A 15,506-nucleotide genomic window follows, 5' to 3' on the forward strand; every position below is an offset into this window, starting at 1 on the left:
ATTATTTAAAATTTCTTATCTTTTTTAAATTGGCAGCAGTCTTAACCATGAATCCTTCTATTAATTATTTATTTATACTTTTAATCAGTATTTATTCAATGTTTTGTAGTGTGGTTAAATCACACTCAAACATTCATCAACAGCCCTCTGGTAGCCGCATTGGCAGTCATGGCATGGTGTTGTTTACTAATGGTAAAAGTTTATTCGCAAGTCATATGCCCCTTTATAATAAACCTCATGATTACCAATTAATTTATAAAGTAGAATCAAACTTTAAACACACGATCATAGATAATTTAAAAGCAAAACTTACGAGTAATAAAGCTGAGCCTTTAATTTCTATTTTACCTGAAAGATTTGATCTTAATGTATTAATAGAAAATAAACCGTTAAATATTAGAGCTGATGTATATATGGGGCACTTTGAACGTGGTGGAGATATTTGGCTTAAAGATGCTCAATTTAGATTTACTGAATTGATTTTCAAAAAACAAATAATCAATAACAATATTAATGCTAAAAGGAGTCTGTGGCAGCAATTAAATATTGGCTTAGCTCAAGATAAACTCTATGTTCATATCATAAAATCAGCCCCTTCATTTGATGCCATTATTTTAGCTAGTGATTGTGGTTCAATCATGAAAACTGATTTTTATGAAACCAAATTCGTTAAAAATGTCCCTATTCTTTCAGAATCAGTCAACTGTAAAAAACAAACAATTTTATATTATGAAACTCAAGATTTTATGGAATAACTCATGAATAAATTATTAATACTATTATTTTTATTGCTACCAAGCACACATGTTTTGGCTAATAAACAATCAGATTTACATGAACATAACTTTATACATGGTAATGAGTCTTGTGAAAACAACACTGATCCTAAAATAGAGATATATGAATACAGTCCCTATACCTATATTTTGAGGCAAAACAAGTGCACGCATTACGAAGCACCGTTTATATATGTGCTTTTTGGTGATAATAAGGTTTTAATACAAGATACAGGGGCAACTAAAGATACAGCAAAATTCCCACTTTACTCAGTTGTTATGGAACTTGTTAAAAAATACGCTTTACTAAAACAAAAATCGATAAATCACTTCGAAATTATTGTAAGTCATTCGCATAGCCATAGTGATCATATCGCTGGCGACGAGCAATTTAAAAATAAAAAAAATATTAGCCTTATAACCCCTACATCTTCAAGCGTTCAAAGTTTTTATGGTTACGATCAAGATACGCTAAAATGGCCTAGTGATAATACGAATTTAGAGTTAGGGAATAGAAATCTGACAATCATTCCAATTCCAGGGCATCAATCAGAATCAATTGCTATTTATGATCCTAAACATAAATGGTTGTTAACAGGTGATACGTTTTATCCCGGTAGGTTATATATAAAAAACTGGCAAAAATATAAGTTGAGTATTTCACGCTTAGTGTCATTTTCAAAGTCACATCCTGTGTTAGCAATTATGGGTACTCATATCGAAATGTCAGATAAAGCTGGCATAGATTACCCTATTGGGAGCACATATCAGCCAAACGAAGCTCCCTTGCCTTTAGAACTAAATTCACTATTAAAACTAAACGCGAATTTAAAGTTAAATACAACTCCTAAAAAAGTTGTGACAGACAAATTTATTATTTACCCCATAGATTAAAATCTGAGAACAATGGCATTTTAAGCTTAAGTTTTTTATAAAAAGCACATTTAACAATGTGCTTTTTATGGCATAAATCTATTTAGCTGCGACTAAAATTTTACGCACTATATCTAAGGTTAAATCACCTGTTTCAGATAATTGTGTTAAACCCATTTTTTCCATATTAGAAATTAAAGTTTCGATAGCGTTATCATCAATATCATAATGAGATAGCTTAGTTATAATATCTAGTGAATTGAAAAAGCTTTCTGTTTTATCAATTGCTTTTGTTATTTTTTCATCATCTGTGCCATCTGTTATATCCCAAACACGTTCTGCAAACTGAATTAGCTTTTCTCTTTTATGGTCTTTACGTTCGCGCAATAAGCTAGGTAATATAATTGCGAGTGTTCTACCATGTGCAATACCAAACATAGCCGTCATTTCGTGGCCTATCATATGTGTAGACCAATCTTGCATCACACCAACACCTATTAAACCATTTAGTGCTGATGTTGCTGACCACATAAAGTTTTTACGTGCTGCTATGTCATTATTATCTTTGTAGGTAATAGCACCATCTTCTATTAATGTTTTTAAGATCCCTTCAGCAAATCTATCCTGAATTTTTGCATTTTGAGGTTGTGTTAGATATTGCTCAATAACATGGATAAATGCATCTGCTACCCCATTGGCTATTTGCTCTTTTGGCAAAGTTAAAGTGAGATCAGGGTCTAACACTGAGAACTTTGGAAATACTAATGGAGAATTAAATGGATATTTTTGTTCATTATATGTGATCACACCAAAAGTGTTCATCTCTGAGCCTGTCGCAGGCAAAGTAACAATACAACCTAAAGGTAATGCTTTTTCAACAGGCACTGCTTCAAAACCGTGAAATAATAATTCGTTATATTTTGATGTTTCATTAGCAGCTAAAGCAATAAATTTAGTGCCGTCCATCACAGAACCACCACCAACAGCTAGTAAGAAATCTATATTTTCTTTTTGAACTAACACTACCGCTTGCATTAATGTTTCAAACTTAGGGTTAGCTTCAATGCCGCAAAACTCCAATACTTCTCGCTCTCCTAAGCTACTTTTAATTTTATCTAGCGTGCCAAAACGTTTTACGCTACCCCCGCCAAATAACACTAGCACTTTTGCATCTTTTGGTACTAGATTATCTAATTCATTTAACCTTTGTTGGCCAAATACGATTTGTGTTGGATTGTAATAATCAAAGTTTTGCATGCTTTATACCTCATATTTAGATGCGACCATTTTACAGTCACAAGCTAACAAAAGAATGGGCTTAGCGCTCAATATCATGCCTAAAACTCTCATCAACATCATTTTAAGGTGAGTTTCGTTTTCGTTTAGTTATACTTAATGTAACTGAGTAATTAGGTATTCACAATGGATCAATCTATCGCTAATCTTACATCACTTATTAATAATGAGGGATACAACCAAACGGTACTCAGTGGTGTAGGTATTTATAAAACTAGCCAATCAACTGATAGAATTCCATTATGTTATAACCAAGGTGTTATCATTATATTGCAAGGTCAAAAACGTGTGTTTTTCGATCACAAAACCTATCATTATAATCCAGATAATTACCTCGTTTTAACACTGCCTTTAGCAGCAGAATGTGAAACTATAGTAGAAGATGGCAAGCCTATGATTTCACTTATCATAGATTTTGATATCTCTGTATTAAGTGAATTAGTAAGAGTTTTAGATGAACACGGTCAAATTAACCAATCTGATCCTGCTATTGAAAATAAAGGATTATATGTAAGTGAGTGTACTGATATGTTATCTTGCACTATTTCTAGGCTTACTGAGTGTTTAAGCTCGCCCTTACAATGCGATATTATTGGTAAGGGGTTATTAAGAGAAATATATTTTCATATGTTAACAGGCCCTCAAGCGGCACCTTTATTTGCTTTGGTCTCTCATAATACCTATTTGTCTAAAATGGAGCGTATTCTAAAACACCTACATAATAACTTTAATAGTCGTTTAGATGTAGAGCAACTTGCGGATATGGCTAATATGAGTTCATCTACTTTTCACCGAAACTTTAAACAAATCACAGCATCATCTCCTATCCAATACGTTAAAAAAATACGTTTAAGTCGTGCAAGAGAATTACTTCAAGATCAAGGTTTAAAAGTAAAACAAGCCGCTGCGCAGGTTGGCTATGAAAGTCCGACACAGTTCAGTAGAGAGTTTACGCGATATTATGGCTTAAGCCCTAGTGAATGCGCTAAATCAGCCGTGTAGTATTTGGATTAATAAACAAAAAAAGCAGCTACTCACCTAGCTGCTTTTGGTTATTAACTGATACTCATCACGTTATTTTAAAACTGTGATTGATGAATCTGTATGGTCCCATTTAATTTTTACTGTGAGAGTATTATTGTGTACGTTATAAACAAACCCTTCATCTACAAGTAATAGTGATTTTAATGTAGCCTGCTGTTCTAGCATGTTTTCATTAAATAAAACTTTATTATTATCTTTACGCCAATTGTGTATCACCAACTCAACACTACGTTGCTGTGGCATTGTGCTGTAACCAGTGCCTTTTTCACTCCTACTTAAAGCTATGGTCAATTGATCAGTATGAGATAACGTACTAGCTTCAAAATTTAGTAATTCAAATTGTTTATTATTTATTGGATCAGCACTATTGCCATCATCTTCATACATATGACCTTTAGATAATTTAACTGTTTTATCAAAGTAATAATCTAGTTTTAACACCTCACTTGAATAGTATTGTGTGCTTGATACTGCTTTAACTGACGGGATAATTGAACCTGCCTTCACCAATACAGGAATAGTATTTAAAGTTAACGGATAAGATATTGTTTGATTACCTTGATATATATTATCACTAAAATAATCGAACCAATTTCCTTTTGGTAAATCTACTTCAATTGAATTAATGGCAGCTTCTGTAACGGGTTTTACTAAAAAGCTATCTCCCCAAAAATATTGATCTTTTTCATCGATCAATGCTGAGTTGCTTTCATCATTAAAAAACATAGGACGCATTAATGGCATACCAGTCATTGAGTTTTCATAAGCTAACGTATAATTATATGGCAACATTTTATAACGCAGCTTTATAAATTTACGTATGATATTTTTAGTTTCTTCATCATGAAAAATGGGCTCTGGGGCAATATTATCTTGCCCATGAGGACGATAAATTGGTTGAAATACACCATACTGCAACCAACGAATATACATCTCTTTATCAAATGACTCACCACCCGCAAAACCACCTAAATCAGAATGGGTATAGGCCATGCCAAGTAAACTCATTTGAAGCGATAACTCTACTTGTGGTTTTAATCCATCCCATGAACGACTTACATCACCGGTCCAAGGGATCATGCCGTATTTTTGTGATCCAGCAAAACCAGAACGCATTATCATAAAAGGTCTTTGCTCTGGCGCATATTCAGTTAAAGTATTTTTTACAAGTTTTGCCCACTCATGACCATATGCATTATGGATTTCATCACCAGTAGAAATTAAATCGTTATGATCTGATAATTTATGTTGTATATCTGCAGGGTGTACTTCAGGCTCTCCTAAATCCCCCCATACACCAGCCACACCTTGATCTGCTAATCTATTATAAACTGATGCGAACCAGTGTTTAGCATCTTTATTAAATACATCGATTAAAGCTGTATGACCAAAATAAAAATCATATGTTTTTGCTTCACCTGATATCGCGTCTGTGGCTAACACACCATTATCAACGGCTGATTGCCACATTTTTGACCCTTTTAAAATAAATGGCTCGGTGATCAGCACCGTATTCACTCCACTTGACTTCAGATCTTTGATCATTTTTTCAGGCTCAGGAAAAGTATTGTGATCCCAATCTAAATTGCCCATATGGCCTTTAATGTCTTTACCAAACCAATAAAGGTCTAAAATAATTGAATCAACTGGGATATCTTCTTCTTGGTATTTATTAATTGTGTCTATAACTTCTGCTTGAGATTTATAACCAAAACGTGAGGCATGATTACCTAAAGCCCAGCGCGGCGGTAATGGCTGTTTACCGGTTATGTTTACATAATTATTAATGAGTTTTGGGTATGTTTCTCCAGCGATAATCAAATAAGCGTTTCGACCTCCCATAGCTTCGAACTGTAGCGTATTTACTTGCGTTTTTCCGGTATCAACCCAGCCATTTGCTGTGTTATCAAATAAAATAAGGTATTTTTTATCTGATATAACAGCAGGAATTGAAAAGTTCATTTGCTCAGAATGTGTTGTATAACCATAATGTGCACGATTGTATAAAGGTAAACGTTGCCCACGTCGATCCATACCAAGTACACGTTCACCCGTGCCTAATAACTTTTCACTGTCTGTTAATGTAAACCTAAAGTCAGGGGTTGATTTTTTGTTTTTAAAAGTGCTTTTCTCACTAGTAAGTAACTGATCTTTATTAAAGTATGAAATATTAAACGGTACTTTGTTAATAACAGCAGTTAAATTTCCATTTTTAAATGTCAGCTTATTTTGTGAGTTTGATACAGTTACAAAGTTTTGTTTATTTTTACTAATAGACTGCATATCAATTGCGAAGGAAGGAAATGGTTTTTTATCTTGGTTAAAATATAAAACCTCAAAAGCGTGTTCTGAAATTGCCCAAAGTCTAACTTTGCCTTCAGTTGTGGTTATATTTAATTCCTGACCATTTAGCTGGTGGCTTATATAATCTCTTGCATTAACTTGCCAACTTAAAATGCTGATTAAAACGAGCGCCATCGCGGGCAACTTAAAGATAAAAACTGTTTTGAGCATAAGTTTAAATTCTATTTATTATATGAAATTTAAAGTTAACTTATGGCTATGGTGATTAAAAGTTAATTGGTATTGAATACGTATTCATAAGTTTTCACTGCTAACGTTAACATTTTAAAAATTAAAACTAATTCTAATATTTAAACTCCTTTTCATCTTTCGCTTACAAACGCTTACATACGCAATAATTTTTTTTGTTTAAAATATACAATCGTTGACAAGGAGTAATTACCAATAACTTTCATAAGATTAGTAATTTTTGAGTCTAATCGTCTTTCTATTTTCCTCTAATTTAATAACTTATATAGGCTCAAGCATAATGCCAATAGACATAAAAGAAACACTCAAAAAAGGCCCTGCTATTCCAAGTGTGATTGGAGACCCAATCGGTGCAGAGCTAGATAGCCTAGTAATTAGCAAATTAGAACAAACTATGATTTTTAAAAACGCAAAAACAAAGTTTGCTTCTTCTATTAGCCAAGTTGTCGCACAAAAAGTAAATGCGAGGGTAATTCCAAAAATGAATTTTGAAAATTCATTTGAGTCTTCTTTAAAGTTTGATGCGAAAACCAATCAAATGACGCAACGCTCCTTCATGGAAACGTCTAAATCTACTTTTGATGCAACAACTAGAACCACTGGATACAAAATAAAGAAAAAATTATTACATCTCGTACGAGAACAAAAGAAAAGACCATTAAAAATTATTACATTACCTTTTAACCTTATTCCTTATGGGAAGTTAGTTACAAATAGTGTGAATGCAATTGCCAACGGCGTTGATAAAGCAAAAAAAGAACGTAAAAAGAAGAAATATGGACATGATCAATTATCAAGTTTAGCAATCGATTTAGGACAAGCTGAAGCTCTTAGAAAAGTTGCTAAATGGCAAGCCAAAGATATAGCTGAATTGGGCCCTAAAATTCAAAGAAACTTACAAAAATTAAAACACGCTTCTACTTTACTAAATCAGCGCCAAAATAAATTACAGTTGTTGGTAGAAAGGCAATTTTCTATTAATGATTCGACTCAATCTAATGCGAGTTCGTTTGATAGAATGATTCAATCAGCAAGAAATGATCTTGCCATGAGCTATCATGAAGTCAGGCATTATAATGATAAAATTAAAGATATGAGTAAAACAATGCAAACAACTATGGTCGATATTAATGCGCACTTATCATATTTAGATACTTTAGTAGATGAATGCGAAGAGGTAATTGAATGGTCGCTTGATTATTAACAGATTAGGTTAAAACTTGCCTTATAAAAAAGAACCAAATGTACAAGATTTTAATAACAAAGCGGCCACATTTTATAGTGATATTTCAAAGATATATGGAAGATAATATCAAGCCAGTAAGTATATAAAGATAGCGATTTAATGATGAGTAAAACCAACCTTATTTTAAGTGAAAATACTGAAACACAACAAATAAATAATATAATAATTCAATATCTGACTTTTGAACAAATGAGTGAATTATTTGATATCAATACATCTTTACATGATATATACAGTAACAATCCAACTTATATAGAATTAAAAAATGCACAATGCCTTTTATCAAACTCTAATAAAATTTTAGGCATGGCACTACAAAAGGTATCAATAAATGAAAAGTTAAAAATTGATATGCTTTTACTAGCACAGTTTAATAAATTAGACACATCAAAAAAATATAAGTATATGAATTATTTTATTTAATAATTTTATATAAAGACGTAAATCTTATTATTCTTAATGATTACTTGATAGATTATTTAGATCTTCTGGTCGGTCGATATCGAACTTAGCTTCTGGCATTTCAATAATAATAAGATTTTCTTTATGTGTAATTAATACTTTTTTACCACCTTTATCTCCCTCTAGCCCTAACAAGTCTTTAAAATATTTCTTAGGAAAAATACTTGGTATTGTTATTTCATCATCAAATTGTGCGGTTATTAATTTTGTTGGTTGATTTTGCCAACTTTGTATTAATTCGGTTATCTGCGCATGCTCAATAAGCACTTGATCAGCTGCGAGGAACATTATTGAATCATAGTGTTTCGCTAATTTTTTCGTTGCTATGATGATTGAACTGGCCATGCCTGATTGCCAAGCTGTATTGTAAATGATTTTGCTTGTTTTAAATTGAGTTGATTCAATAATATCTTGATAAGCAGCACCTAACACCACATAAGTATCAAATTCATTAAACTCGCAGCAGATGTCTATTTTTTGTTGTAATAGCGTTTTATTTTTATAAATTGCTAACTGCTTAGCAGAGCCAAAACGTGTCGCAGCACCCGCAGCGAGTATCACAATGGCAATTGTTTTATTTTCTTTTTTATTCATGCTTTTGATAGTCAATTTTAAAATTAGATTATATATAACTTTTTTACAAAACCAGTAATACATTTAAGCAGCATTTACGATGAAATTATTTAAAAATTATTCATAAAAAATATAAATATCTCAGTAGAAGAATTTTCCCGAGTTATTGAATCAGCTCCCTTTGGTCTCGCCTTTTCTAGCATGGCAGAAGATAACCAAGCTTTTGTTAAACATTGAATGAAAGTATTTATTGCGGTAACTCAGGTTTAATTACATTGTTCTTGTAAAATATCAGTAAATTTAAAACCTTATATATTCCAAGTTAATTTCATAATAGAGGCTCAATAAATAAGCCACTATATGAAACAATTATTTTGGAATATATTTAAAAAATTGTTGAAACGCTGTGATATTTTGCAATATCTGGTTTGATAAATATCTAACTTACCAAATAAATATTGGTGAACCTATGATGTTTTCTTTTGGTACAAAACCAAAAAAACGGCTATCTAAGCTGTTGTCTCTGTTATCACCCATTACAAAATAATGTTCATCTGGCACAACCCATTCATCTGTATCGGTATCGGTATCAGGTTGATTAAAATAATACTTGGTGCGATCTGTCGCTTTTGGGTCAATAAATATCGAAAATATCTTATCATCTAGTATTTGTTCATAAATAGGCAGCTTTTTACCCGAAGAATCTACTTCTAACTTTTTTATAAGCTCAAATTCAGAACAATTAGGTTTGGATTTTAAACAGGACTTACTGATATAAATATCTTTATTTCTATAAATAATTTTATCGCCGGGTAAACCTATCACCCTCTTAATAAAATCAATTTCTGGATTTTTTGGCGATTGAAAAACAACAATATCACCCCGGTTAGGACTTTTAGAAGATTCAGTTTTTAATAATTGGTAGCCATAAAATCTGTAGTTTCCATAACCATTTTTACTCACCAATGCAATATCTCCAGGATTAAGCGTTGGGCTCATTGATTCAGAAGGAAAAGTAACTGGTTCGAAATAAAAACCTCTAACTGTGATCAATGCTAAGATTGCAAAACTTAAACAAATTAGCGTCCCCCACCAGCTTGCATACCAAGATCTTTTTTGATTTGTGTCATAATTTTTTGTACTTAAATAAGCATGTATAGGATACATAGGAAATAGAAGCCAAGCAAAATGGAGATCTTTATGCCATGCTTCATTAAGCGGGTTAATTTGTAATTTACTGTCTATTGCCATCAATGTGATTGCAAACAGAGTATAGCCCCAAAAAAACTTTTGTTTATTAACATATAAAAATGTGAAAGGTTGAAAAACAATACCAAACACGATTGCTAACCATCCTTTAGGCGTCCATTGCTTATCCATCTGATTTTCCGTAATTTATTCAAAAAGTTAGGTTACTTTAAATCTAAATAATATGCAATTTCATTAGTGTAGCTTCACAATTAGATGGTCGCGCTATGCCATTATCTAAGCGCCCTTTTTAAATTGTACCATAATAGGTACTTTATTTAGCATGAGCAAATTTACTCAACAATAAAATGATAAGTATTAAACACCTCATATTTTACTCTCTAAAGGTATTTCTTTCTGATTTACTTCAAGTTTTTTTATTATTTTATTTATGCAACTTTGTTTATCAACAACCCACAAACCATAGCTGATAGGCAGCACCTCTACACCAGCTCTTTTAAATAATTTATAAGTATTTAATTCAAAGAAGTCAGCCCAAGGGCCTGGAAAACCAATAAGATCAATCGCTAAATATTGGTTGTTATAACGACACAAAATATCTATTTCAGTACCGGCTATTGTATAACCTGGCCAGGTTAAAATATCGAGCTTATTTAACTCAAAAATGACATTGTGTTGAAACTCATCTACTTCACAAGCGAATGCATGATTGGCTTTAAACTCACTGATTGAAGTTAAATATCTTCGCAAAAGGTTGTGCTCTGGTAATTGCATTTCATCAATTGATAACAATAATATTTGTTTTTGGCGTGCTCTGGTTATTGTAACGTTAAATACATCAGGTTTATTTAAATACACGGCTGCACGTTTAGACTCGTTATCAATACAAAAAGAAATAAGCATAATGTCTCTTTCTTCACCCTGTAAACCATAAGGCGTAGCACTACGAATCTTGTGTTTAAGAATCTCTGTTTCGCTAAAGCTGGTTTCAATTTCTTTAGCTATGTGCTCTGCTTGATGTCTAAAAGGTGAAACAACCCCTATGCTATGAGAAATAGCAGCTTGCGCATCCTCTTTTATTTGTGACTTAATAGCTTCAATAATATGAGTAGATTCTACGTGGTTAACACCTGATTTATCTCTTATTCCACCCACTCTCCTCAAGTGAAGATGGCCACTACTTGTGCATGGCCTGTGTTGCATCACTTTCAATTTTCTTTGATAAAAACATTGGTTACTAAAATGAATAAGCTCAGGTTTACTTCTAAAATGCTCGTCTAAAAATGCTAACTGCTGATGACTTGAAAGTGAATTTAACGTCAAATCTAAAATAGAATTGTCTCGATAGCTTACCACTCCTGTTTTATCAGCTGTAATATGATTTTTATCAGCAAGTTGAGTTTCTTTACTTTTAGCCAAAAAAGAGTAATGCCTTAGTTGCTTTGTATCTCCAACTACCATTGCTCTTTTGGCACGATATAGTGCTGGTAAACAACTACTAATATTGCATTGTGTTGCTTCATCGATGATCACCAAATCGAACATTTGTTTTTTTAAAGGGAGCACACGGTACAATGAATTGAGGCTCACTAACCAAACCGGAAATGCTGATAGTAGTGAGCCATATTCAATATCATCAAACAGCTCAAACTGCCTTTTAGACGTACGACTTCGGATCGCTTTGTTAAAGGCTTGCAAGGATGTTCTTTCTTTTTCAACTAATGTTTTAAGGTTATTTGTTTTTAATGCGCTTAAGTAGCCACTAGCAAGTGCTTCGCGCTCAAGATGCATACTGTTAATTTCATTTAATGAAGCCCACTGTTTTGCAAGCTTTTTAATGCTGCTACTCGCAAAAGCCAAATATACGCGCTTCATCCATTGTGCATCTTTTTGCTCTAATTTTTTTAATCGCTGACCTCTGACTATGGCTCTTTTACAAAACTTAACAAAGCGATTTTCTAATGTAGATAAAGCGCTATTAAGACTTTTAAGTTCTGATTCACATACATTTGGTTCTTTATTTAAATCGTCAGTAAAATATCCTGCTAGAAGATCAGCAATATAACTCTTTAATCTTTTGAGGAACTCTTTCTGCCCAGCTCGAATTGATACATCATTTAAACCAAAATTCTCATCTAACTTATCGGCAATAACATCTAAAGCAGCATCATTATTGGCTACAATGAGCACAGACTCACCTCGTGCCATGTGCTCTGCCGCGATTGCTGCTATTGTATAGCTTTTACCAGTCCCCGGAGGTCCAGAAGTACAACCTAAATTAGCATTTGCTGCAATTGAAATGATCTTCTTTTGTGGCGTAGACAGTAAACCTGGTAAATAGTCATACTTGAGGGCTTTGCTAAATTGCGCATTAGATATCGTTTTATATGACGGCGACAATAGTTCAGCTAATGGAGCTGATAATGAACTAGACTCTATAATCTCATCTAGTTCATGTAGTACACCTCGACTACTTGTTGATCTTTCGATAAAAACCAACATAGACATTGGCAGAAGCGTTGGCGTTTTTCTTCTAAATGCTTTTTTGATTTCATCAGATTTCGCGAGAGTTGGAAAGTTTAGTAATTCAAATAAATTTAAGTCAAACGGGCTATCTTTAAGCCATGATGTCCATAATGAAGATGATTGAATATTTTCATCACCTTTACACTCAGGTACACCTTTACCTTCAGGCATGAGTAGCTGTGTTAATGATTCATTGATCTCTGGCGCTTGATTGTTAACTGTTAGGTAGTAATCGCCACTATTGTTGTGTTGATCTGTTTCAATAAAAGCCTCATTAAACAATAACGGTGTTACAACCTGTTTTAATTCACCTTTTATTTCTAACTTTCCAACTAAAATAAAGCTCGTATAGAGTAAAACACGTTCACGCTGATATACTTCAACCCGCTTAATCATTTGCTCTGCAAACTCGCTAGGGATTGGCATGCGGGGAAGAAACCCTGAGCCTAAATCATCCTGCCCTTCTAAAATTAAGCAATCATCTTTTTTAAGTTTACTTAAATTCCATAAATTAAGATCTGAATTATCTTCCTTGTAACAATCTCGATAATAGGAAAGTTTGTTTGATAGTGACATTGTTATAGCTTTCCTAATGCGCAAATATATTTGCTATTAAACTAAGTGATTAGATTTTGCTCATCAAAAACACCCTATATTAAAAATAACAGATCATAAAGGTTTAAGATAAGTCTCTTTAAATTAGGGTGTTACAATCTTTATTTACTGAAATTGACAATACCATAGTTAAATTATAAAAACTAATAATGAGATTAAGCTAGTACCACTTTACAGAGTTTTTTATATACAAATTTACTGCAAAAAGAACTATAAATTACTGTTATTGGTAAGTACTAAAGATTTAATTTAGATATACGAATAATTTATATTTGTTTTATTATTATGCTTTAATGACTCATTAGATATAATGCATAAACTATACTAATTTATAAATCACAAATTAATATTGAGAACCTAATGAAAGCAGCTATTTTATTATTATTTTTTATATTTCCTTTATTTTCTTATTCTGCGATTTATAAATGTAAAATAGATGGTGTGTTAACTTTTTCTCATTTGCCTTGTAGTGATAATGCAGAAGAAATAACCATTAAAACAGCGCGACCTGGCAACTCAAAAGCCAATGAATCTGGCTATGTTCAAAATAATGATGATATTGAAGCCTTTATAAAAACCAAAAAGTTAAATTCTCAGATAAACGAAAGTCAAAATTTGATTCGAACGTATAAAGAAAAAATATCTATTGAAATAAACGATTTAAATAAAATGAGCCAAGCAACAGCGAACAATCTACAAGGAGCTAATCGCTCAGAAGCCATCGCAATACAAATGCAAAGTGTTACATCAAAATATAAATCGTTAATTAACGTTGAACAAACTAAAATTGCTCAATTAATTAGTCAAAAAAAATATATTAATCATTCTGATATCACTGTAAATCAGGATGCTAACGAATTCGAACAAGCATTAACAGAAACAGATCGATTTATTAGATTAAGAAAAATAAATTCTGATATGGTCGTACATGAAAACAAAATTAAAACCTTTCAAAATCAAATGAAAAAAGAATTAAAAAACCTAGAAAAAAAATCAACAGACACGGCAAATAACATAGCAGGTGCAAGCTTGCAAAGTGCCATTGCTAATCAAATGAATGCTTTGGCCGCTAAATACAATACCCTTATAGAAGTGGAACAGCTTGAAATTTCCCGTTTATTAGATGAAAAAAACACATTACTGTAATAGCCTGTTCTCTTTAATAAAATAATGAAATAAGCAGTGATATAAAATACTTTCTTATAAATACGCAAGTTTGAATTGTTAATCACCTACATTAGCCAGTATTGTTTATTTTTCTGCTAAGCCGAACATTTCTTACTTAATACAAAATTCAATACTCTTTATTTTATTAAAGCCCTCTTTTGATTCTAAAGGCTCATAGCTTAATAACATACCTTTAATAACATGCTCATCGATTAATTTTCCATACTGCTTAAAACGTTGCTTGTTACGTTTAAGTATCTCTTTTTCATGACCTATAAACTCAAAAACAACAGCCTGGAAGTGAGCATCTGGATAGTGTTTGAATATTGCCTTTCTTGCTTTCTTGGTTAAGTTAGTTAAATCCCAAACAACATGAGCGAAATTTTTACTTTCGACTATTAACTGATTAAATATCTGGTTATGTTGTTTTCTGATTTTACTATTCATTGGTAATTTAAAAAATTCATGGTATTGAATTTTGGCCTGAGCAGTTAGCAGGTCTACAATATCATCAGACGAAATGACAAAATCATAATCAATGTTTTTAAGATAGGTTGATTTACCAACACATGGTGGACCAACTAAAATAGTAACAAGCTCAGTAACCAAAATAACTCCAGATATTAACTTTTTATATTTGCGGTTTATCAGCGAACCCAAGGTGAAAGTATGGAATGTTATTAACTTCCCCCAGCTTTAAACTCTAATATTAATTTAAAGCATTACAAATAACATTAAGTGAGATGAATTATTGAAAATATTGAGTTAGTAGGTTTTTGAATCCTAACATTTGAACTGTGCTACAAGCTCGTTATCAATATTAAATTTTATGCAATAAAAAACCTAATCTAATGATTAGGCTCTTCTATATAAATAAGTGGCACAGCGAGTGAGACTTATACCCTTGAATTTGACCTGTGTTATAAACCAATATTCATTCAATTTCAGGCATAAAAAAAGCTTAGTATAAACTAAGCTTTTCTTAAGAATTAAGTGGCGGAGAGATAGGGATTTGAACCCTAGATGGGCTATAAACCCATGCCGGTTTTCAAGACCGGTGCATTCGACCACTCTGCCATCTCTCCGCATTGTTCTTCATTTATTTTATATCAGTTAAAGCTGATTTCACTCCTATTACCCTAAAGTAAAGAAGTGGCGGAGAGATA

Annotated in this window: 12 protein-coding genes and 1 tRNA gene; 6 read left to right on the forward strand and 7 right to left on the reverse strand. The window is 32.3% G+C overall.

From position 1 onward, the window contains the following. The first annotated feature begins 110 nt into the window (after window positions 1-110). Window positions 111-755 (forward strand): hypothetical protein, encoded by a 645-nt coding sequence (locus tag KO527_RS02795; RefSeq protein ID WP_216038858.1) that lies wholly within the window; start codon window positions 111-113, stop codon window positions 753-755. Between the two features lie 3 nt (window positions 756-758). Continuing rightward, window positions 759-1,670: an MBL fold metallo-hydrolase gene (locus KO527_RS02800; protein ID WP_216038859.1), complete on the forward strand. Its 912-nt coding sequence runs from the start codon at window positions 759-761 to the stop codon at window positions 1,668-1,670. A gap of 78 nt (window positions 1,671-1,748) precedes the next feature. Here KO527_RS02800 and KO527_RS02805 read toward each other — a convergent pair whose 3' ends face one another. Continuing rightward, the gene (locus KO527_RS02805; protein WP_216038860.1) at window positions 1,749-2,906 is read right to left on the reverse strand and encodes an iron-containing alcohol dehydrogenase; all 1,158 of its coding nucleotides are present in this window, start codon (window positions 2,904-2,906) and stop codon (window positions 1,749-1,751) included. Window positions 2,907-3,071: 165 nt separating this feature from the next. Here KO527_RS02805 and KO527_RS02810 point away from each other — a divergent pair, with 165 nt between their 5' ends. Then, the gene (locus tag KO527_RS02810) at window positions 3,072-3,947 is read left to right on the forward strand and encodes an AraC family transcriptional regulator (RefSeq protein ID WP_216038861.1); all 876 of its coding nucleotides are present in this window, start codon (window positions 3,072-3,074) and stop codon (window positions 3,945-3,947) included. Between the two features lie 72 nt (window positions 3,948-4,019). Here KO527_RS02810 and KO527_RS02815 read toward each other — a convergent pair whose 3' ends face one another. After that, window positions 4,020-6,467: a TIM-barrel domain-containing protein gene (locus KO527_RS02815; protein WP_252733377.1), complete on the reverse strand. Its 2,448-nt coding sequence runs from the start codon at window positions 6,465-6,467 to the stop codon at window positions 4,020-4,022. Between the two features lie 355 nt (window positions 6,468-6,822). On the opposite strand from KO527_RS02815, the gene KO527_RS02820 reads away from it, so the two are divergent. Then, entirely contained in the window at window positions 6,823-7,746 is a 924-nt protein-coding gene (locus KO527_RS02820) for a hypothetical protein (protein ID WP_216038863.1), read from the forward strand. A 141-nt stretch (window positions 7,747-7,887) separates the two neighbouring features. After that, the gene (locus tag KO527_RS02825; RefSeq protein ID WP_216038864.1) at window positions 7,888-8,211 is read left to right on the forward strand and encodes a hypothetical protein; all 324 of its coding nucleotides are present in this window, start codon (window positions 7,888-7,890) and stop codon (window positions 8,209-8,211) included. Between the two features lie 33 nt (window positions 8,212-8,244). Here KO527_RS02825 and KO527_RS02830 read toward each other — a convergent pair whose 3' ends face one another. From KO527_RS02830 to KO527_RS02840, 3 genes are all read right to left on the reverse strand, one after another. Next, window positions 8,245-8,844 (reverse strand): nucleotidyltransferase family protein, encoded by a 600-nt coding sequence (locus KO527_RS02830; protein WP_216038865.1) that lies wholly within the window; start codon window positions 8,842-8,844, stop codon window positions 8,245-8,247. 423 nt (window positions 8,845-9,267) lie between these two features. Continuing rightward, window positions 9,268-10,203, reverse strand: coding sequence for a signal peptidase I (lepB, locus tag KO527_RS02835; RefSeq protein ID WP_216038866.1), 936 nt, complete (start codon window positions 10,201-10,203; stop codon window positions 9,268-9,270). Window positions 10,204-10,398: 195 nt separating this feature from the next. Next, window positions 10,399-13,134 carry an ATP-binding protein gene (locus KO527_RS02840; RefSeq protein ID WP_216038867.1) on the reverse strand — a complete coding sequence of 912 codons (2,736 nt, stop codon included), beginning with the start codon at window positions 13,132-13,134 and terminating at the stop codon, window positions 10,399-10,401. Between the two features lie 399 nt (window positions 13,135-13,533). Between KO527_RS02840 and KO527_RS02845 the strand changes: the two genes are divergently transcribed. Continuing rightward, on the forward strand, window positions 13,534-14,319 hold the full coding sequence (locus tag KO527_RS02845; RefSeq protein ID WP_216038868.1) for a hypothetical protein: 786 nt from the start codon (window positions 13,534-13,536) through the stop codon (window positions 14,317-14,319). 132 nt (window positions 14,320-14,451) lie between these two features. On the opposite strand, the gene KO527_RS02850 is transcribed toward KO527_RS02845, so the two are convergent. Together KO527_RS02850 and KO527_RS02855 are read right to left on the reverse strand one after the other, a co-directional pair. Continuing rightward, entirely contained in the window at window positions 14,452-14,949 is a 498-nt protein-coding gene (locus KO527_RS02850; RefSeq protein WP_216038869.1) for an ATP-binding protein, read from the reverse strand. Between the two features lie 385 nt (window positions 14,950-15,334). After that, window positions 15,335-15,425 (reverse strand) — tRNA-Ser (locus KO527_RS02855). Window positions 15,426-15,506 lie beyond the last annotated feature (81 nt).

The sequence above is a fragment of the Pseudoalteromonas sp. C2R02 genome (assembly GCF_018860845.1).
Taxonomy (GTDB): domain Bacteria; phylum Pseudomonadota; class Gammaproteobacteria; order Enterobacterales; family Alteromonadaceae; genus Pseudoalteromonas.

What these genes read in the sequence shown, in the direction of transcription:
- KO527_RS02800 (WP_216038859.1), top strand. Translation starts at nt 759, where the DNA reads ATGAATAAATTATTAATACTATTATTTTTATTGCTACCAAGCACACAT.
- KO527_RS02805 (WP_216038860.1), bottom strand. Translation starts at nt 2,906, where the DNA reads ATGCAAAACTTTGATTATTACAATCCAACACAAATCGTATTTGGCCAA.
- KO527_RS02810 (WP_216038861.1), top strand. Translation starts at nt 3,072, where the DNA reads ATGGATCAATCTATCGCTAATCTTACATCACTTATTAATAATGAGGGA.
- KO527_RS02815 (WP_252733377.1), bottom strand. Translation starts at nt 6,467, where the DNA reads ATGGCGCTCGTTTTAATCAGCATTTTAAGTTGGCAAGTTAATGCAAGA.
- KO527_RS02820 (WP_216038863.1), top strand. Translation starts at nt 6,823, where the DNA reads ATGCCAATAGACATAAAAGAAACACTCAAAAAAGGCCCTGCTATTCCA.
- KO527_RS02825 (WP_216038864.1), top strand. Translation starts at nt 7,888, where the DNA reads ATGATGAGTAAAACCAACCTTATTTTAAGTGAAAATACTGAAACACAA.
- KO527_RS02830 (WP_216038865.1), bottom strand. Translation starts at nt 8,844, where the DNA reads ATGAATAAAAAAGAAAATAAAACAATTGCCATTGTGATACTCGCTGCG.
- lepB (WP_216038866.1), bottom strand. Translation starts at nt 10,203, where the DNA reads ATGGATAAGCAATGGACGCCTAAAGGATGGTTAGCAATCGTGTTTGGT.
- KO527_RS02840 (WP_216038867.1), bottom strand. Translation starts at nt 13,134, where the DNA reads ATGTCACTATCAAACAAACTTTCCTATTATCGAGATTGTTACAAGGAA.
- KO527_RS02845 (WP_216038868.1), top strand. Translation starts at nt 13,534, where the DNA reads ATGAAAGCAGCTATTTTATTATTATTTTTTATATTTCCTTTATTTTCT.